The sequence below is a fragment of the Actinoplanes subglobosus genome, from assembly GCF_042650585.1.
GTDB lineage: Bacteria > Actinomycetota > Actinomycetes > Mycobacteriales > Micromonosporaceae > Actinoplanes > Actinoplanes subglobosus.
Genome location: NZ_JBHSBL010000020.1, coordinates 133,013 through 150,973, shown reverse-complemented (window position 1 = coordinate 150,973; position 17,961 = coordinate 133,013). Strand labels below are relative to the sequence as shown.

The 17,961-nt window shown below is 71.2% G+C and carries 16 protein-coding genes and 1 pseudogene; 12 read left to right on the top strand and 5 right to left on the bottom strand.

What is annotated here, in order from left to right:
- The first annotated feature begins 1 nt into the window (after window position 1).
- The 3 genes from ACFO0C_RS29840 (at window position 2) to ACFO0C_RS29830 (ending at window position 4,736) form a co-directional block, all read left to right on the top strand.
- Window positions 2–1,156, top strand: coding sequence for a thiolase domain-containing protein (locus ACFO0C_RS29840; protein WP_378070490.1), 1,155 nt, complete (start codon window positions 2–4; stop codon window positions 1,154–1,156).
- The gene (locus ACFO0C_RS29835) at window positions 1,153–2,727 is read left to right on the top strand and encodes a GMC family oxidoreductase N-terminal domain-containing protein (protein ID WP_378070045.1); all 1,575 of its coding nucleotides are present in this window, start codon (window positions 1,153–1,155) and stop codon (window positions 2,725–2,727) included. The genes ACFO0C_RS29840 and ACFO0C_RS29835 overlap by 4 nt, the downstream gene beginning before the upstream one ends.
- Before the next feature lie 197 nt (window positions 2,728–2,924).
- Window positions 2,925–4,736, top strand: coding sequence for a cellulose-binding protein (locus ACFO0C_RS29830; protein WP_378070044.1), 1,812 nt, complete (start codon window positions 2,925–2,927; stop codon window positions 4,734–4,736).
- Between the two features lie 47 nt (window positions 4,737–4,783).
- On the opposite strand, the gene ACFO0C_RS29825 is transcribed toward ACFO0C_RS29830, so the two are convergent.
- Window positions 4,784–5,197, bottom strand: a complete 414-nt coding sequence (locus ACFO0C_RS29825; protein WP_378070043.1) for a hypothetical protein — start codon at window positions 5,195–5,197, stop codon at window positions 4,784–4,786.
- 117 nt (window positions 5,198–5,314) lie between these two features.
- Between ACFO0C_RS29825 and ACFO0C_RS29820 the strand changes: the two genes are divergently transcribed.
- Genes ACFO0C_RS29820 through ACFO0C_RS29810 form a run of 3 tightly spaced genes read left to right on the top strand, consistent with a single transcriptional unit; the run spans window position 5,315 to window position 7,598 of the window.
- Window positions 5,315–5,815, top strand: a complete 501-nt coding sequence (locus ACFO0C_RS29820) for a MarR family winged helix-turn-helix transcriptional regulator (RefSeq protein WP_378070042.1) — start codon at window positions 5,315–5,317, stop codon at window positions 5,813–5,815.
- Entirely contained in the window at window positions 5,806–7,020 is a 1,215-nt protein-coding gene (locus ACFO0C_RS29815; RefSeq protein WP_378070041.1) for an MFS transporter, read from the top strand. Before ACFO0C_RS29820 ends, ACFO0C_RS29815 begins: the two co-directional genes overlap by 10 nt.
- A 5-nt stretch (window positions 7,021–7,025) precedes the next feature.
- Window positions 7,026–7,598: an HDIG domain-containing metalloprotein gene (locus ACFO0C_RS29810; protein WP_378070040.1), complete on the top strand. Its 573-nt coding sequence runs from the start codon at window positions 7,026–7,028 to the stop codon at window positions 7,596–7,598.
- A gap of 98 nt (window positions 7,599–7,696) precedes the next feature.
- On the opposite strand, the gene ACFO0C_RS29805 is transcribed toward ACFO0C_RS29810, so the two are convergent.
- Window positions 7,697–8,917 (bottom strand): cytochrome P450, encoded by a 1,221-nt coding sequence (locus ACFO0C_RS29805; RefSeq protein WP_378070039.1) that lies wholly within the window; start codon window positions 8,915–8,917, stop codon window positions 7,697–7,699.
- Between the two features lie 95 nt (window positions 8,918–9,012).
- Here ACFO0C_RS29805 and ACFO0C_RS29800 point away from each other — a divergent pair, with 95 nt between their 5' ends.
- Both ACFO0C_RS29800 and ACFO0C_RS29795 read left to right on the top strand, forming a co-directional pair.
- The gene (locus tag ACFO0C_RS29800; protein WP_378070038.1) at window positions 9,013–10,113 is read left to right on the top strand and encodes a steroid 3-ketoacyl-CoA thiolase; all 1,101 of its coding nucleotides are present in this window, start codon (window positions 9,013–9,015) and stop codon (window positions 10,111–10,113) included.
- Window positions 10,114–10,124: 11 nt separating this feature from the next.
- A complete protein-coding gene (locus ACFO0C_RS29795) occupies window positions 10,125–10,292 on the top strand; it encodes a hypothetical protein (RefSeq protein WP_378070037.1) in 168 nt (55 codons plus the stop codon).
- Window positions 10,293–10,376: 84 nt separating this feature from the next.
- Here ACFO0C_RS29795 and ACFO0C_RS29790 read toward each other — a convergent pair whose 3' ends face one another.
- The 3 genes from ACFO0C_RS29790 to ACFO0C_RS29780 all read right to left on the bottom strand — a co-directional run bounded on the left by ACFO0C_RS29790 (window position 10,377) and on the right by ACFO0C_RS29780 (window position 13,452).
- Complete coding sequence (locus ACFO0C_RS29790) at window positions 10,377–11,396, bottom strand: DUF3068 domain-containing protein (protein ID WP_378070036.1); 1,020 nt, start codon at window positions 11,394–11,396, stop codon at window positions 10,377–10,379.
- 77 nt (window positions 11,397–11,473) lie between these two features.
- Window positions 11,474–12,280 (bottom strand): SDR family oxidoreductase, encoded by an 807-nt coding sequence (locus tag ACFO0C_RS29785; protein ID WP_378070035.1) that lies wholly within the window; start codon window positions 12,278–12,280, stop codon window positions 11,474–11,476.
- Entirely contained in the window at window positions 12,277–13,452 is a 1,176-nt protein-coding gene (locus tag ACFO0C_RS29780; protein WP_378070034.1) for an acyl-CoA dehydrogenase family protein, read from the bottom strand. Before ACFO0C_RS29780 ends, ACFO0C_RS29785 begins: the two co-directional genes overlap by 4 nt.
- Before the next feature lie 42 nt (window positions 13,453–13,494).
- On the opposite strand from ACFO0C_RS29780, the gene ACFO0C_RS29775 reads away from it, so the two are divergent.
- The 4 genes and pseudogenes from ACFO0C_RS29775 to ACFO0C_RS29760 form a co-directional block, all read left to right on the top strand.
- A complete protein-coding gene (locus tag ACFO0C_RS29775; RefSeq protein WP_378070033.1) occupies window positions 13,495–14,988 on the top strand; it encodes a FadD3 family acyl-CoA ligase in 1,494 nt (497 codons plus the stop codon).
- Window positions 14,985–15,824 (top strand): enoyl-CoA hydratase, encoded by an 840-nt coding sequence (locus tag ACFO0C_RS29770; protein ID WP_378070032.1) that lies wholly within the window; start codon window positions 14,985–14,987, stop codon window positions 15,822–15,824. Before ACFO0C_RS29775 ends, ACFO0C_RS29770 begins: the two co-directional genes overlap by 4 nt.
- Window positions 15,821–16,933 carry an acyl-CoA dehydrogenase family protein gene (locus ACFO0C_RS29765; protein ID WP_378070031.1) on the top strand — a complete coding sequence of 371 codons (1,113 nt, stop codon included), beginning with the start codon at window positions 15,821–15,823 and terminating at the stop codon, window positions 16,931–16,933. Before ACFO0C_RS29770 ends, ACFO0C_RS29765 begins: the two co-directional genes overlap by 4 nt.
- Window positions 16,930–17,880 (top strand): annotated as a pseudogene (locus ACFO0C_RS29760) (acyl-CoA dehydrogenase family protein); the annotation flags it as partial. The gene ACFO0C_RS29765 and the pseudogene ACFO0C_RS29760, both read left to right, overlap by 4 nt.
- Between the last annotated feature and the right edge of the window lie 81 nt (window positions 17,881–17,961).

Genomic DNA, 17,961 nt, shown 5'->3' with positions numbered 1-17,961 from the left:
CGTGCGGAGGGCGGCGGTTCTCGGGACCGGGCAGACGCATCACCGGACACGGCGGACCGACGTGTCGATGGCAGGGTTGTGCCGGGAGGCGATCGACCGGGCGCTGGCCGATGCGGGGGTCGGATGGGACGAGATCGACGCGGTGGTCCTCGGGAAGGCGCCGGACCTGTTCGAAGGCGTGATGATGCCCGAGCTGTTCCTCGCGTCGTCCCTCGGAGCGGCCGGGAAACCGCTGCTCCGGGTGCACACCGCCGGGTCGGTGGGCGGGGCCACGGCGATCGTCGCGACGAGCCTGGTCCGGGCCGGAGCGCATCGGCGGGTGCTGGCGGTGGCGTTCGAGAAGCAGTCGGAGTCGAACGCGATGTGGGCGCTGTCGATCCAGCCGCCGTTCTCGGCACCGATCACGGCCGGAGCGGGTGGCTATTTCGCCCCGCACATCCGTTCCTACATTCGCCGAGCCGGCGCTCCGGGTCACATCGGCGCGCTGGTGGCGGTCAAGGATCGGCGCAACGGGGCGCTCAATCCCTACGCCCACCTGCGGCAACCGGAGATCACGCTGGACTCGGTGCAGGCGTCCACCATGTTGTGGGACCCGATCCGGTACGACGAGACGTGCCCCTCCTCCGACGGCGCCTGCGCGATCGTCATCGGCGATGAGGCGGCCGCGTCGGCCTCGGATCGTCAGGTGGCATGGATCCGCGCGACGTCGATGCAGACCGAGCCGACCTTCTACTCCGGCAAGGACCACGTGAATCCGCGAGCGGGCGCCACCGCGGCGGCCGCTCTCTGGGCCGCGGCCGGCATCAAGGATCCGCTGGAAGAGGTGGATGTCGCAGAGCTTTACGTGCCTTTTTCATGGTTCGAGCCCATGTGGCTAGAAAACGTCGGATTTGTCGGACAAGGGCAAGGCTGGAAACTTGTTGAATCGGGTGAAACCGCGCTCGGCGGCGCCCTGCCGATCAACCCCAGCGGTGGCGTCCTCTGCTCGAACCCGATCGGCGCCTCCGGGCTCCTGAGGTTCGCCGAGGCCGCCATGCAGGTGATGGGCCGGGCCGGCGAACACCAGGTGGCGGGGGCGTCGACGGCGCTCGGCCACGCCTACGGGGGCGGATCTCAGTTCTTCTCCATGTGGGTGGTCGGGAGGAATCCTCAATGAAACGTCGAACCCTGCTCGCAAGCTCCCTGGCGGCGTTCACCCCGGCGGTGGGCTCCCTCGACGTACAGGCCAGGACCGCGATCGTGATCGGCAGCGGCTTCGGGGGCGCGGTCGCGGCCTGGCGTCTCGCCCAGGCCGGCATGAGCGTGACCGTTCTCGAACGCGGACGGCGCTGGGACCTCAACGCCGGCGGCACCACATTCTGCACGATCAGCAACCCGGACTGGCGCTGCGCCTGGTTCGCCGACAACCCGCCGCTCGGGTTGGACGTCAGCAAGACCATCACCCGCGGGGCCGGGCTCATCCAGAAGCACGTAGGCGACGGCATCCAGGTGATGTGCGGGTCCGGGGTGGGCGGCGGATCGCTGGTCATCGGCATGTTCATGCCGCAGCCGCGCCGCGCCGACTGGGAGAGCGCCTATCCGTCGCAGCTGTCGTACACCGAGTTCGAGAACACCTACTGGCCGCGCGCCCGGCAGAACATCGGCACCGCCACGATCCCCGCGGACATCCAGAACCATGCGGCGTACGTGGGGGCGCGCTCGTGGCTGCAGTACATCAGCGAGTTCGGCAAGACGCCGGTGCCGGTGCCGTTCGGGGTGAACTGGGACGTCATCCGGGACGAGCTCGCCGGGCGGGTCCCGGCCTGCCACACCATCGGCGAAGGACCGTTCGGCAGCAACTCCGGCGCCAAGAACAGTGTCGACAAGACCTACCTGAAGTGGGCGGTCGCGACCGGGAACGCCCGCATCCTGCCGCTGCACGAGGTCACCGAGATCCGTGAGGTGTCCGGGACGTCGACCTTCGAGGTGGCCTGCAAGCAGATCGACGACACCGGGAGCGTGCTGTCCACGCCGGTGTTCGCCGCCGACTACGTGTTCCTGGCGGCCGGATCGCTGGGCAGCACGTCGCTGCTGCTCAAGTCACGCGCCAAGGGCGCCTTGCCCCGGCTGGTCAGCACCGAGATCGGCAAGGGCTGGGGAAACAACGGAGACTTCCTGGTGGCCCGGCTCAACCTGCGCAAGACCGTCGGCACGGCACAGGGCGGGCCGGGCAACGTGCGCTTCTACGACGACTCGAACCCGTACGCCAAGGCGGCGATGGCCTGGGAGGCGGCACCGGTCCCGTCGTGGCTGCCGGGCACCTCGGCACACCTGATCACCAGTCTGGCTCCCGAGCGCGGGGAGATCCGGTACGACGCGGCCACCGGGACCGGGAAGGTCTACTGGCCGTACGCGGAGATGGAGACGTCGTCGGACAAGGCCGGCCGCGACCTGGCGACCCGGCTGTGGTGGGCCACCGAGGGCTCGAAGGGCTCGCTGCTGACCGGGCTGCCGTCCTACGACCGGGGCACCGGGATGGGACTGGGCTCGCGGAACACGTACCACCCGCTGGGCGGCCTGGTCATGGGGAAAGCCACCGACTTCGGCGGAAAAGTCGCCGGATATCAGAATCTGTTCTGTGTGGACGGCGCGCTCCTGCCCGGGACCGCCTGCCTGGCCAACCCGGCGATCACCATCACCGCCAACGCCGAGCGCTGCCTGGACCTTTTCCTCGCGTCACTCGCCTGACCCATTTCTGCAACAAACCTGCAAATGGATTCCGTTGACTCGCATATATGGCCGGTGGCAGATTCCATCTCGGAATAGTTCCCTTGGCAGTCCGCCGGACCATCCCCAACGCTGCATTGTGCCGCGGTTCGTAAATGCGATCCGCGGCGGGTGCCGCGTGTCCGGCGGATCCATTTGCGACAAGGAGTCCATCCCCCATGTCACCCCTTCTGCGGGGCCGCACGCTGCGCCGATCACTCGGCGCCGCCGGCCTCTCCGGCCTGGTGGCGGCCGGCCTCTTCCTCTCCATCGGTACGGCCGAGGCAGCCACCCTGTTCAGTGCGGACTTCGAATCCGGCAGCACCAGTGGATGGTCGAAATCGGGCGGCACCTGGTCGGTGGTGAGCGATGGAACGCAAGCCCTCCAGCAGTCGGACACCGGCAGTGAACGGGCCCGGCAGTTCGCCGGAACCACGTCCTGGACGAACTACTCGGTGCAGGCCCGGGTCAAGGCGACGGCTTTCGGATCGACCGCCGGTGTGGTGGCGCTGACCGGACGCGCCGCCGGCTCCACGAAGATGTACCGGCTGTCGCTGACCGGCGCCAACAAGGTTCAGCTGGAGACCATGAACGGCAGCGCCGTGACGGTCCTCGGCAGTCTCAGCCAGACCATCTCGACGAGCACGTACTACACGTTGAAGCTGTCGTTCAGCGGGACCACGATCAGCGGCTCGGTCAACGGGACCAGCGTCGGGTCGGCGACCGACAGCACCATCACGGCCGGGCGGATCGGGCTGCTCACCGAGTACGCGGCCGGCCGTTTCGACGACGTCGTGGTCGACGACGGCGGAGTGACCACCCCCACCTCCTCGCCGACCACCTCGCCCTCCTCTTCCCCCTCCTCCTCGCCCTCGCCCTCCGCTTCCTCCAGCCCTCCGCCGTCGTCGAGCGCCCTCTACGTGGCTCCCGGCGGCACCGACAGCGCGGCCGGCACGATCTCCGCGCCCACCACGCTGACCTCGGCGATCACCAGGATCACCGCCGGCGGCACGATCTACCTGCGCGGCGGCACCTACGCGCACTCGTCGACGGTGACCATCCCGGCCGGCAACAACGGGTCGTCCGGCGCGCTGAAGACGATCGCCGCCTACAACGGTGAGAAGCCGGTGCTGAACTTCTCGGCACAGACCGAGGACCCGGCCAACCGCGGTCTCGCCGTCAACGGCAACTACTGGAAGGTCTACGGGCTGACCGTGGAACGGGCCGGCGACAACGGCATCTTCGTCGGTGGCAGCAACAACGTGCTGGAGCGGACGATCACCCGCTACAACCGGGACACCGGTCTCCAGCTGTCCCGGATCGCCTCGGACACCCCGAACGCGCAGTGGCCGGCGAACAACCTGATCCTCAGCGCGGAGTCGCACGACAACGCCGACTCCGACGGTGAGGACGCGGACGGTTTCGCGGCCAAGCTGACGGTCGGCGCGGGCAACGTGTTCCGGTACGCGGTGTCGCACAACAACATCGACGACGGCTGGGACCTGTACACCAAGACCGACACCGGCGCGATCGGCGTGGTGACGATCGAGGACTCGCTCGCCTACAACAACGGCACGCTCAGCGACGGCTCGACGGCCGGCAACGGTGACCGCAACGGTTTCAAGCTCGGCGGCGAGGACATCCCGGTCAACCACATCGTGCGGCGGACCATCGCCTACAAGAACGGCAAGCACGGGTTCACCTACAACAGCAACCCGGGCTCGCTGGCCATCTCCAACAACCTGAGCATCGACAACACCGAGCGCAACTTCAACTTCGACGCCGGTACGAGCGTCTTCCGCTCCAACACGTCGTGCCGCTACTCCAGTGGCACCAACGACCGGATCATCGGCAACTCGGACTCCACCAACCAGTTCTGGTCCGGGACGAACGGGTCGCGCTGCTCCTCGTACAGCGGGGCGCTGGCCTGGTCGTTCGCCTCCGACGGCAGGCTCGCCGTCACCATCGGCGGGGTCGCCGTCACCCTCTGACCGGTTCGCAGTGGGGCGCTCACCGCGGTGGGCGCCCCACTGCTTTCTCAATCCGGCATCGTGTAGTCCGGCGGGAAGAGCCGGCACGGCACCGGATCACCGTCGACCAGGCTGGTCATCACGCTGCGGCCGGGCTCACCGGTGTCCTGGTTGATCTGCTCGAAGATGACGAAGTGCAGGGTGGATCCGGACGGCATCAGGTCACGGCGGACGGCGTACGTGTTCTCGTCGGGCTTCGCCGGCACGTGGCTGTTGGGCATGACGTCGTAGAGGCCCGGCAGACCGTGCTGCGCGTCCCGGCAGCCCAGGACCTTCTGCTCCCGGGGGACCCGGATGAACTCGACGAGGGCCGGGACACCCGCCTTCCGCAGGGTGGCGCTCAGATCGGCGGCGTCGGCCAGCTGCCGGACGGCGAAGACGACGGTGTCGTCCTGGCGGGCGTCGAAGGTCCAGGCCGCCACCTGTAGGCGGCGAACTCCGCCCGTTGTCGTCCCACACCGGTATTACGCCAGACGTGCGGGTCTCACTTACACGCGAGGAAACAACAGCACTTATATAAGTGCTGTTACAGTCGGCGCGTGACCGATGACTGGCTGGCCGATCCGACCGAGGAGAGCGTCTGGCGGCCGTGGCGGCTGCTCCAGGCGGCGATGGATGCCGAGATCGCGCGGGTCTACGCCGACGCGCGGATCGACGGGCTCAAACCGAGCTGGGTGATGGAGCTGCTCCGGCTGCACCACCGTGGACCGATGACGATCACCGAGCTGGCCGAGTCGGTGCAGATCACCCACTCCGGGATGAGCCAGAAGGTTTCGGCGATGCGGGCGGGCGGCTGGGTCCGTACCGTCGCGGGGGTCGACGCCCGCACCAGAAAGGTCGAGCTGACCGCCCAGGCCGAGGCCGTGGTGAGCCGGCTGGCCGCCGAATGGCGGGCCACCGAGGCGGCGATCGCCGAGATCGAGGCCGAGATTCCCTACCCGTTGAGCCGGGTGGTCCGCGACATCGAGGCCGCGCTGGAGCGGCGGAGCCTGCACGCGCGCATCACCGAGCGGCTGGCCGGGGACCCGGCGTGGGGGTGAGCCGGGCGCTGCTCGACGTGGCGCCGCTACGGACCTCGGCCGACTTCCGGCGGCTGTGGATCGGCGGGCTGCTCTCCGGGCTGGGTGGGCAGATGGCCCTGGTCGCGGTGCTCTACCAGGTGTGGGAGTCGACGCGCAGCACGATCTGGACCGGTGCTGCGGGCCTCGCCCAGGCGCTGCCGATCATCGTCCTCGGACTGTTCGCCGGCGCGCTCGTCGACCGGGTCGACCGGCGGCGGTTCTACCTGGCCACCAAGGCCGGGCAGGCGGTCTGTGCGGTGCTCCTGACCGTGCAGGCGTTCACCGGCGGCTCGGCGCCACTGGTCCTGGCCCTGGTGGCGGCGCAGTCCCTCTTCGTCGCCGGTGGCGGGCCGGCCTCGCGCACCTTCCTGTCCCGGCTCCTGCCGGCCGAGCAGCTCGGGGCGGGGCTGGCGCTGAACCGGATCGCGTTCCAGGCCGCGATGCTGGTCGGCCCGGCCCTCGGCGGGATGGTCATCGGGTGGGCCGGGGCCGGTGGCTGCTTCCTGATCCACACGGTCACGTTCGGGGTGGCCCTGTGGACGGCGATCCGGTTGCCACCGATGCCGGCCGCCTCCGCTCCCGGCCGGACCGGGGTGCTGGCCGGCCTGCGGTTCCTGGGCGCGAACCGGCCCGTCCGGGGCGCGCTGCTCACCGATCTGGCCGCCACCGTGCTGGCCATGCCGATCAGCCTGTTCCCGGCCGTCAACGCGGAGCGGTTCGGTGACGACCCGCGGACGCTCGGCCTGTTCCTGACCGCGATCGCGGTCGGCGGGGTGCTGGCGTCGGCGCTGTCCGGCACGTTCACCCGCTCGCCCCGGCCCGGCGCGATGATGGTCGCCGGCTCGCTGACCTGGGGTGTCGCGCTGGCCCTGTTCGGGTTGGTGGCAAGCCCGTGGGCCGGGCTGGCCCTGCTCGCGGTGGCCGGGGCCGCCGACACGGTCGCCGTCGTGGCCCGCAGCACTGTCGTCCAGCGGAACACGCCGGACGCCTTCCTGGGCCGGGCGGCCGCCGCCGAACAGATCGTCGGGCAGGCCGGGCCGGACGTCGGCAACATGCGCGGAGGCCTGGTCGCGGCCGGCAGCTCGGCCACGATCGCCCTGGTCAGCGGCGGTCTGCTCTGCGTCGCGGCGGTGGCGGCGATCGCGGCCCGCACGCCCGAGCTGCGCAGGCCCGATATACGGTAGGGCTGATGCGTATTCCCACTGACCTCGAGATCCGGGCGCTGCACGAGCGGTTCGCCCCCACGCCGGAGGCCTTCGAGCTGGTGTGGACCCACTGCCGGATCGTCTGCCGGATCGCCGAGCAGGCCACCGGCACCGCCGATCTCGACATGGCGCTGGTGCGGGCCGGGTGCCTGCTGCACGACATCGGCGTTCATCGGCTCGCGCCCGGGGACCACTACGTGCGGCACGGGCTGCTCGGTTACGAGATGCTCGGCGAGGCCGGTCTGCCGGAGCCGCTGCGCCGGTTCTGCTCGCACCACACCGGTGTCGGCATCACCCGCGACGACGTGCTGCACCAGCAGCTCCCGCTGCCGGACTGCGACTTCCTCGCCGAGACCGGTGAGGAGGACCTGGTCATGTTCGCTGACAAGTTCCACAGCAAGAGCACGCCGCCACGGTTCCTCACGGCGGCGACGTTCTCGGCACGGGTCGGCCGATTCGGCGAGGAGAAGGTGAAGCGGTTCGCGTCGCTGGTGGAGCGATTCGGCGAGCCGGACCTGGAGGCGCTGGCCGCCGAGTTCGGCCACCCGATCACCTGAGGCGCCGGGCCGCCCCGCCCGCCCGTCCGCCCTCGGCCGACCGCAGCTTCAAGCCGGTCGCCGCCTGCCGGACGAGGCCGGCAGCGCCGCACGCCAGGTCAGCGATAGCGGACCGGGAGGTGTTTTATCCCGTTGATCCACCCTGAGCGCAGCCTCTGCGCCGGCCCGGCCAGCGCGATGCCGGGCATGTGGTCGGCGATGGCGTTGAAGATCAGGTCGATCTCCAGGCGGGCCAGGTTGGCGCCGAGGCAGAAGTGCGCACCGCTGCCGCCGAACCCCAGGTGCGGGTTGGGACTGCGGGTGATGTCGAAGGTGTGCGGATCGGTGAAGACGGTCTCGTCGTAGTTGGCCGAGCCGTAGAACATCGCGACCCGCTGACCCTTGGGCAGCGGCACCCCGGCCAGAACCGTGTCGTGGGTGGTGGTCCGCTGGAAGACGTTGATCGGACTGCCCCAGCGGACGAACTCGTCGACGGCGGTCCGCGGGCGGGTCTGTTTGAACAGCTCCCACTGGTCCGGGTTCGACAGCAGCGCGTGCATACCGTGCGAGATGGCGTTACGGGTCGTCTCGTTGCCGGCCACGGCGAGCATCAGCACGAAGAAGCCGAACTCGTCGACCGACAGGTGCTCGCCGGCGATCTCGGCCTTGACCAGAGTGGTGACGATGTCGTCGCGTGGGCAGGTCTGCCGTTCGTCGGCCATCTGCATCGCATACCCGAGCAGGCCCATCGCGGACTCCATCGGGTCGGCGCCACTGAACTCGGGGTCGTCGTACCCGATCATCGAATTGGACCACTCGAAGACGTTGCCGCGATCCTCCTGCGGCACGCCGAGCAGCTCGGCGATGGCCTGCAGCGGCAGCTCGCAGGCGATGTCGGTGACGAAGTCGCCGCTCTCGTGGCCGACCGACCCGACGATCTGCGACGCCCGGGCCTGCAACGCCGACCGCAGGCTGTTGATGGCGCGCGGCGTGAACCCGCGTGACACGATGGCCCGCTGCGCGGTGTGCTGTGGCGGGTCCATGTTGAGCAGGATGGCCTGCTGCATCTCGATACCCTCGCGGGTCATGTCCGGCTGGAACCGGGCGATCGCCGTGTTCTCCCGGCTGGAGAAGGTCTCACTGTTGCGGGACACGGCCATCACGTCGGCGTGCCGGGTCACCGCCCAGTAGCCCTCGTCGTCGAACCCGGCACTGCCACGCGCCTGCGGGATCCAGCAGACCGGGTTGTCGCGGCGCATCTCGGCGAACTCGGCGTGCGGGATGCCCTGCAGGTAGATGTCCGGATCGGTGGGGTCGATGCGGGTGCGCGGCTCGGCCACAGCTCCTCCTACAGCAACAAGTTCTACCGATTCAAACACGTTGCCTTGGACCTTTGGTAGGTTGATTCGAGAACACGTTCTATTTGGAGGTCGCGGTGGGGACACCGGTGATCGTCGATGCGGCGCGGACCCCGATCGGCAAACGGGGCGGATGGCTGTCCGGCCTGCACCCGGCCGAGCTGCTGGGCACGGTGCTGAGCCGGATGGCGGTGCACGACGAGGTCGAGCAGGCCATCGGCGGCTGCGTCACCCAGGGCGGCGAGCAGTCGAACAACATCACCCGGACCGCCTGGCTGCACGCCGGGCTGCCGCACAGCACCGGCTGCACCACGATCGACGCCCAGTGCGGGTCGGCGCAGCAGGCCGCACACCTGATCGCCGGCCTGATCGCCACCGACACCATCACCGTCGGCGTGGCCTGCGGGGTCGAGGCGATGAGCCGGGTGCCACTGCGCGCCAACCTCGGCGACGCCGGCCTGCCCCGGCCCGACTCGTGGAGCATCGACCTGCCCAACCAGTATGTGGCGGCCGAGCGGATCGCCGACCGGCGCGGCCTGACCCGCGCCGACCTCGACCGGTTCGGGGTGCGGTCCCAGGCCAACGCGGCCCGGGCGTGGGCCGAGGGCCGGTTCGACCGCGAGATCGTCCGGGTCGGCGACGTCACCCGCGACCAGGGGCTACGGGAGACCACGTTCGAAGGGCTGTCCGGCTTGCGGACGGTGCTGCCGGACGGGCGGCACACCGCCGGCACGTCGTCGCAGATCTCCGACGGGGCGGCCGCGGTCCTGCTGATGGACGCCGACCGGGCCCACGCGCTCGGTCTGCGGCCCCGCGCCCGGATCGTGGCACAGTGCCTGGTCGGGGCCGAACCCTACTACCACCTGGACGGGCCGATCGCGGCCACCGACCGGGTGCTGGCCCGGGCCGGCATGAAGATCGACGACCTGGACCGCTGCGAGGTGAACGAGGCGTTCGCGAGCGTGGTCCTGTCCTGGCTGGCCGTGCACCGCGCCGACCCGGACCGGGTCAACGTCAACGGCGGGGCACTCGCCCTCGGCCACCCGGTCGGCAGCACCGGTGCACGCCTGCTGACCACCGCACTGCACGAACTGGAACGGTCCGACGCGACGACGGCACTGATCACGATGTGCGCCGGCGGAGCGATGTCAACCGCGACGATCATCGAACGCCTGTAGAGGAGCCGACAGTGGTCCCGTTCAGATTCCTCCTGCTCAGCGCGGTCCTCGCGGCCGTGCTGGCCGCCATCGGCGTCACCGCGGTGATGGCGGCGCTCAACCCCAGCGCGAGCGAGGTCGCCAGCAACGTCAGCGACAACGACCCGCTGACGCCGCCCGAGTTCTACGGCACCCGATAGTCGGGCTGAGGCCGTACCCCAGAATGGGAAACGGCGCACGGAAAGGCGCGTGAGCGACGGCTCACGCGCCTTTGGCGACGACGCCTACCGCACCGGCGTGGGCAGTGGCTGGGTCACGTCGGCCGCCCGGTGTCCTCCGCGCGGGCTCGAACCGCCCCGGGCCAGCAGCAGCCCGACGACGATCAGCACCAGGCCGAGGACCGCGAGCCCGATCGGCACGTACACGCCCATCAGCATCAGCTGGGCCCGCCCGTCCGCGGCCTGCTTGCCGACCGCGTCCAGGGTGGCCTGGTCGTACTGCAGGTCGGCGTCGAAGATGACCACCGGCGGGCCGGCGTCCGGCACCAGCTCGCGGTGCTGCTGCTCGCGGTAGCCGACGATGGCGCCGGTCTGCGGCTCGATCCAGAGGGTACGGGTGGCCCGGTAGGAGATGGTCCCGCTGGTGGCGCCGGGGGCCAGGAACGCGAGCAGCGCGCCGAGGCTGTCCGGGTTCATGTGGGCCTGCTGCTCCGGCACGACCTGCTGGAAGCGGTAGGTGGGCAGGTTGTTGTAGTCCTCCTCGGCCTGGTACTCCAGCGGGAGCGCCTTGCCCAGGGTGGAGTCCCAGTACTGGTAGGTGGTCTTCTCGGTGCCGAACGGGAACAGGTAGAGGTGACCGGAGAAGGACACGTTGCCCGGGGCGCAGGGCACCGGCTCCTCGACGTGGCACTGCCCCTCCCACGGGACCGCCTCGCCGGTGGCGCGATCGAGCGCGACCCGGCTCTCGGCACTGTTGATCATCTCGTTGGTGTCGATCCGCCGGGTGGAGTGATACACGTTCCAGACCAGGGTCTCGCCATCGAGGCCGGCGGCCGCCGCGAAGTCGGGTTTGATGCCGGTGATCGAGCGCAGGCCGGCACTCTCCACGACCACCTGGGGCGTGCCGTTCGGCAGGGTCTTGGCCTGCACGAACGACGCGTTCGCGGTTTCCACCACGACGTCAGGGGGCACCAGATCGAGCGGGACCTTCCGCTGGGACGGCACGATGACCCAGACCAGGGCCATCGCGAAGAGCAGGCAGAGTATGCCGAGACCGAACAGTGTCGCGCCGGTGATCCGCCGCATCGCGTCCTCCTGGTAGCGCCCCTTCCAGAAACTAGAACGCGTTACAATCTACTGCCCCGTAACTTCGATGGAAAGAGTTACGGATGCTGGCTGCTCACCGAGATGACCTCACCGGTCAGATAGGACGCGTAGTCACTGGCGAGGAAGGCCACCACGGTCGCCACCTCCCACGGCTCGGCGGCCCGGCCGAACGCCTCCCGTCGCGCCAGCCCGTCCAGCTCGTCCTGGCTCATCACCTTCGCCAGGAACGGGTGCGCGGCCAGGCTCGGGGCGACCGCGTTGACCCGGATCCCGTGTGCGGCCACGTCCAGCGCGGTGCAGCGGGTGAACGCCATGACCCCGGCCTTCGCCGCCGCGTAGTGGGCCTGACCGGCCTGCGCGCGCCACCCCAGCACCGAGGCGTTGTTGACGATCGCCCCTCCCCCGCCCTGCGCGATCATCTGGCGCAGCGCGGCCCGGGTGCACCGGAACGTGCCGGTCAGCGTCACGTCGAGGACCAGGTGCCACTCCTCGTCGTCGAGCTCGGTGACCGGCCGGTTCCCACCCAGGCCGGCGTTGTTGACCAGGACGTCGAGGCGGCCGTAACGGGTGACGGCCCCGCCGATCAGACGCCGGACCGCGGCCTCGTCGGTGACGTCGCACGGCACCGCCCACACCCGCCCCGGATAGGCCGACGACAGCAGGTCACGGGTCTCGCCGAGCCGCCGTTCGTGGCTGTCGCCGAGCACCACGCGGGCGCCCTCGTCGAGGCAGCGCCGGGCCACCGCCGACCCGATCCCGGCCCCGGCCGCCGCCGTGACGACGACGACCTTGCCGGCGAGGAGGCCGCGGCCGGCCGGGCCGGTCAAGGCGCCGGTCAGGGGGCCGGTGAAAGAGCCGGTCATCCGCGGGCCTGGCGGGGCAACCCGAGCACCCGCTCGGCGACGATGCCCCGCTGGATCTCGTTGGACCCGCCGTAGATCGTGTCGGCCCGGCTGAACAGGAAATACGTCTGCCAGCGCGCCACCGCGGCCGGGTCGGCGTCACCGCGGGCGAGCACGTCCACGGCCAGCTCGCCGAGGCCCTGCCGCCACCGGGTCCAGAGCAGTTTGATCACCGAGGAGGCGGCCGGCTGCGGGTCGCGCAGCACCCGCAGCGTGTGCGTGCGCAGCACGGTCAGGTCGATCCAGGCCCGGGTGAGCCGCTCGCGCAGGGCCGGGTCGGCCGTCGCGCCGGTGGTGCGGGCGACCGCCACCAGGTCGTCGAGGTCCCGCTGGAAGCCGATCTGCTGGCCGACCGTGGCCGCGCCGCGCTCGTAGGCGAGGGTGGCCATCGCGACCTTCCACCCCTGGCCGGGCTCGCCGACGACCAGCTCCGCCTCGGTGACCGCGTCGTCGAGGAACACCTCGTTGAACTCGCTGTCGCCGGTGAGCTGCCGGATCGGGCGGACCGTGACGCCGGGCTGCCGCATCGGCACGAGCAGGTAGGACAGCCCGGCCGAACGGGGGCCGCCGGCCGGGGCGGGCGCGGTACGGGCGAGGACGAAACACCAGTCGGCCACGTGGGCCAGGGACGTCCACACCTTCTGCCCGGTGATCACCCACCGGTCGCCGTCGAGCCGGGCACGGGTGGTGACGCCGGCCAGGTCGGAGCCGGCGCCGGGCTCGGAGTAGCCCTGGCACCACAGCTCGCGGACCGAGGCGAGCGCGGGCAGGAAGCGGCGCTGCTGCGCGGGCGTCCCGAGGTCGATCAGTGTCGGACCGACCATGGTGGTGCCGATGTGGTCCACCCGGCTGGGGGCGCCGGCTCTCGCGTACTCCTCATGGAAGATCACCTGCTGGGCGAGTGACGCGCCCCGCCCACCGTGCGCCGCCGGCCAGGCCAGCGTGCTCCATCCGGCGGCGGCGAGCCGCCGGGTGAAGGCGAGCCGCTGCTCGAAGGCCTCGTTCTCCCGGCCGACGCCGCCGGCGCCGCGCACCTCGTCGGTGAGCTCGGCCGCCAGCCACTCTCGGATCTCCCGCCGGAATGCATCGTCGTCGGTCACTGGCGTCGCCTCCCCGATCACGCGTAGGCTCACGCTACCGACCAAGCACTTGCTTGGTAAAGCCTTGGAGGTCCGATGGAGACCGTTCCGGCGGCGGTGGCGCACGCGGCATCCGAGTTCGGCAGAGAGCCCGCCCTGGTCGATCCGTATCAGCGCCGGTGGAACTTCGCCGAACTGCACGACGAGGCGCAGACCGTGGCGCGCGCGCTCATCGCGTCCGGCATCGAGCCCGGTGACCGGGTCGCACTGTGGGCGCCGAACAGTGCCCGCTGGGTGCTGTCCGCGCTCGGCGTCCTCTGCGCGGGTGCCACGCTGGTGCCGATCAACACCCGGTTCACCGGCGTCGAGGCGGCCGACATCATCACCCGCAGTGACGCGAAGGGCCTGATCGTGACCGGGCCGTTCCTCGGGGCCGACCGTCTGGCGTCGCTGCCGGCGTCGGCGCTGCCGCCGTTCGTGCTGCCGCTGCCGCACTGGGACGCCTTCCTCGACCGGGCCGGCGAGACTGCCGCGGAGGCGGCGTCAGAGCGATCTTCGGCGGTACGCCCGGACGACCTCAGTGACATCCTCTTCACCTCCGGGACCACCGGGATCAGCAAGGGCGTGATGAGCGCGCACCGGCAGTCACTGGGGGTGGCCCGGGCGTGGAGTGACATCGGTGGCGTGACGGTCCGCGACCGCTATCTGGTGGTCAACCCGTTCTTCAACAGTTTCGGGCTCAAGGCCGGCCTGCTCGCATGCCTGACCAGCGGCGCGACGATCGTGCCGCAGGCGGTGTTCGACGTGCCGCGGACCATCGACCTGATCGAGCACGAGCACATCACCGTGCTGCCCGGCCCGCCGACGCTCTACATCGGCCTGCTCGACCATCCGGGACGGGCCGGCCGATCGCTGGGTTCGCTGCGGCTGGCCGTCACCGGCGCCGCGACCGTGCCGCCGGTGCTGGTCGACCGGATCCGTGACGAGCTGGGGTTCGCGACGGTCCTCACGGCGTACGGGCTGACCGAGGCCGTGGTCGCGACGATGTGCCGGCCCGGCGACGACACCCGGACCGTGGCGCACACCAGTGGCCGGGCGGCGGCCGGGTTCGAGGTGCGGATCGCCGAGAAGGACGGCGAGGTGCTGCTGCGCGGGCCGAACCTGATGCTCGGCTACCTCGACGACCCGGCGGCCACCGCGGCGGCGATCGACCCGGACGGCTGGCTGCACACCGGCGACGTGGGCCGTTTCGACGAGCGGGAGAACCTGACGATCACCGACCGGCTCAAGGACATGTACATCTGCGGCGGCTTCAACGTCTACCCGGCCGAGGTGGAGCGGGCGCTCGCCGGGCTGTCCGGTGTCGCCGAGGCGGCCGTCGTCGGGGTGCCGGACGAACGGCTCGGCGAGGTCGGGCGGGCGTACGTGGTGGCCCGCCCCGGGCACGAGCTCGACCCGGACGCGGTGATCGCCTGGTGCCGGGAACGGCTCGCCGGGTACAAGGCGCCCCGCTCGGTCGAGGTCCGCGCCGAACTGCCGCACAACGCGAGCGGCAAGGTCCTCAAATACCTGCTCCGGGAGGAAGCATGAGCGACGACATCGTCCTCTACGAGCGGCGCGGGCCGGTCGCACTCGTCACCATGAACCGGCCCCGCTACCGCAACGCCCAGAACTCGGCGATGACCTACGCGCTCGACGACGCCTTCACCCGGGCCGTCGACGACGACGAGGTGCGCGTGATCGTGCTGGCCGGGGCCGGGGACCACTTCTCGGCGGGACACGACATCGGCACCCCCGGGCGGGACGCGGACACGTCGTTCCCGCGGCGGGCGGTCACCTGGTGGGATCACACGTCCAGATCCGGGGCCGATCGGCGGTACGCCCGGGAGATGGAGGTCTACCTGGGCATGTGCCGGCGCTGGCGGGAGATCCCGAAACCGTCGGTGGCCATGGTGCAGGGCGCCTGCGTGGCCGGTGGGCTGATGCTCGCGTGGGTGTGCGACCTGATCGTGGCGGCCGAGGACGCGTTCTTCGCCGATCCGGTGCTGCGGATGGGGATCCCCGGCGTCGAGTACTTCGCCCACCCCTGGGTGCTCGGGCCGCGCTTCGCCCGGGAGGTGCTGTTCACCGGGGACCGGTTCGGGGCGCGGAGGGCGTACGAGACTGGGATGGTCAACCGGATCGTGCCGGGCCCCGCGCTGGAGACCGAGACCCTCGCACTGGCCGCGCGGATCGCCGAGATGCCGCCGTTCGGGCTGGCGCTCGCCAAACGGGCGGTGAACCTCTGCGAGGACCAGATGGGCATGCGCGCCGGCATGGACAGCGTGTTCGGTCTGCATCACGTCGCGCACTCGCACAACGCCGAAGTCAGCGCGGATCCGCTGGCCGGGCTCGACGCCGCCGCCATGAAGCGGGCGGCCCGGTGAACCTCGACCTGGATCCGCCGGCGGTCGCGTTCCGCGATTCCGTGCGCCGGTGGCTCGCCACGAACGTTCCCCGGGAGCCGCTGCCGTCGCCGGACACCCCGGCCGGCAGCGACGCGCACCGCGAATGGGAGGCGAAACTGGCCGGCGCCGGGCTGGCGGCCGTGTCGTGGCCCGTCGAGTACGGCGGGCAGGCCGCGCCGCCGCTGCACGCGCTGCTGTTCGACGAGGAGTACTTCGCCGCCGGGGCACCGGTGCGGATCGGCCAGAACGGGCTGTTCCTGCTGGCCCCGACGCTGCTCGCGCACGGGACCGCCGAGCAGTGCGCGCGGATCCTGCCGCCGATGGCGCGCGGTGAGCAGGTGTGGGCGCAGGCCTGGTCGGAGCCGTCGGCCGGTAGCGATCTGGCGGCCATCCGGTCGCGGGCGGTTCCGGTGGACGGCGGATGGCGGCTGTCCGGGCAGAAGACGTGGAGTTCGCGGGCCGTCGTCGCCGACCGGGCGTTCGGGCTGTTCCGCGGTTCGGCCGGGGAACGCCACCGCGGGCTCACCTATCTGATGTTCGACCTGCGGGCCCCCGGAGTCACGGTGCGGCCGATCCGGCAGCTCGACGGGACGGCCGGGTTCGCGGAGATCTTCCTCGACGACGTGTTCGTGCCGGACGACGACGTGATCGGGGCGCCCGGGGACGGGTGGCGGGTCGCGATGAGCACGGCCGGGCACGAGCGGGGGCTGACGCTGCGCGGTCCGGGCCGGTTCACGGCGGCGGCGGCGCGGCTGGCCCGGCTCACCGTCGGCGGCAACGGTCCCGGCTCCCCGTCGTCGCCCGACGCCGATCGGGTCGTCGACGCGTGGATCCGGGCGCGGGCCTACCGGATGCAGGCGTACGCGTCACTGGACGAACCGGTCGCGCCGAGCGCCACCAAGCTGTTCTGGTCCGTGCTGGACGTCGAACTGCACGAGTCCGCGTTCGACGTGCTCGGGCCACTCGCGGAGATCGACCCCGGCTGGACCGCCGGCTACCTGTTCTCACTCGCCGGGCCGATCTACGCCGGCACCAACGAGATCCAGCGGGACATCCTCGCGCAGCGTGAACTCGGGCTCCCCCGATGAGACTCGCGCCGTCGGACGAGCAGCGGCGTTTCGCCGAGGTCCTCGACACGCTGCTGACCAGAGCCGACACGGCCGCGGTGTCGGCGGCCTGGGCGGACGGGGACACCGGGCCGGGACGGCGGCTGTGGGAGTCGCTCGCCGACGCGGGAGTGACCGGACTGCTCGTGCCGGAACGATTCGGTGGGCTCGGCGCCGGAGCCGACGACCTGGTCGTCGCGTGCGAGGTGCTCGGACGGCACGCCCTGCCCGGGCCGGTCGCCGAGTCCGTCGCGGCGGCGCCGGTCCTGCTCGCCTCCGGACGATGGCTCCCGGAGCTCGCCGACGGCCGGATCATCGCCTCGGTGGTCGCGCCCCCGTGGCTGCCGCACGCCGCCGACGGGGACAGCGCCGACCTGATCCTGGTCGTCCAGCACGACACGGTACGCATCGGACAGCCCGGACGGGTGCACCGCACGATCGATCCGGCCCGGCGGCTCGCGGCCGTGCGGGCCGGTGAGGTGGTGGAGACCGGCGGCCCGATCACGCGGGCACTCGACCTCGGAGCGCTGGCCTGCGCGGCCCAGCTGCTCGGGGCCGGGCACGCGCTGCTGGCCATGGCCGTCGAGCATGCCCGCACCCGCACCCAGTTCGGCCGCCCGATCGGATCGTTCCAGGCCGTCCGGCACCAGCTCGCCGACGTCGCCGTGGAACTCGCCTTCGCCCGGCCCCTGCTCCACGCGGCGGCGGTGGCCATGGCCCGTCCGGTGGCCGGGCTGACCGACGCGGGACGGGACGTGTCGGCGGCCAAGGTGGCGTGCGGGGAGGCGGCGCTCCGGGCGGCACGGACGGCGCTGCAGGTGCACGGCGCGATCGGATACACCCGCGAGCACGACCTGGGCCGGTACCTGGTCCGGGTGCGGGCGCTGCATCTGTCCTGGGGCACCCCGGGATACCACCGCCGGCGGATCCTCGCCGGGTTCATGGACGAATTCCACGATCCGGATGCTCCTGTCCTGCGTCGTCACGATGGTGACCCACCGCCTCAGCCC

Coding starts and splice junctions, on each gene's coding strand:
- ACFO0C_RS29785 (WP_378070035.1), bottom strand. CDS start 12,280: ATGACCGGCTCTTTCACCGGCCCCCTGACCGGCGCCTTGACCGGCCCG.
- ACFO0C_RS29770 (WP_378070032.1), top strand. CDS start 14,985: ATGAGCGACGACATCGTCCTCTACGAGCGGCGCGGGCCGGTCGCACTC.
- ACFO0C_RS29830 (WP_378070044.1), top strand. CDS start 2,925: ATGTCACCCCTTCTGCGGGGCCGCACGCTGCGCCGATCACTCGGCGCC.
- ACFO0C_RS29835 (WP_378070045.1), top strand. CDS start 1,153: ATGAAACGTCGAACCCTGCTCGCAAGCTCCCTGGCGGCGTTCACCCCG.
- ACFO0C_RS29810 (WP_378070040.1), top strand. CDS start 7,026: ATGCGTATTCCCACTGACCTCGAGATCCGGGCGCTGCACGAGCGGTTC.
- ACFO0C_RS29790 (WP_378070036.1), bottom strand. CDS start 11,396: ATGCGGCGGATCACCGGCGCGACACTGTTCGGTCTCGGCATACTCTGC.
- ACFO0C_RS29775 (WP_378070033.1), top strand. CDS start 13,495: ATGGAGACCGTTCCGGCGGCGGTGGCGCACGCGGCATCCGAGTTCGGC.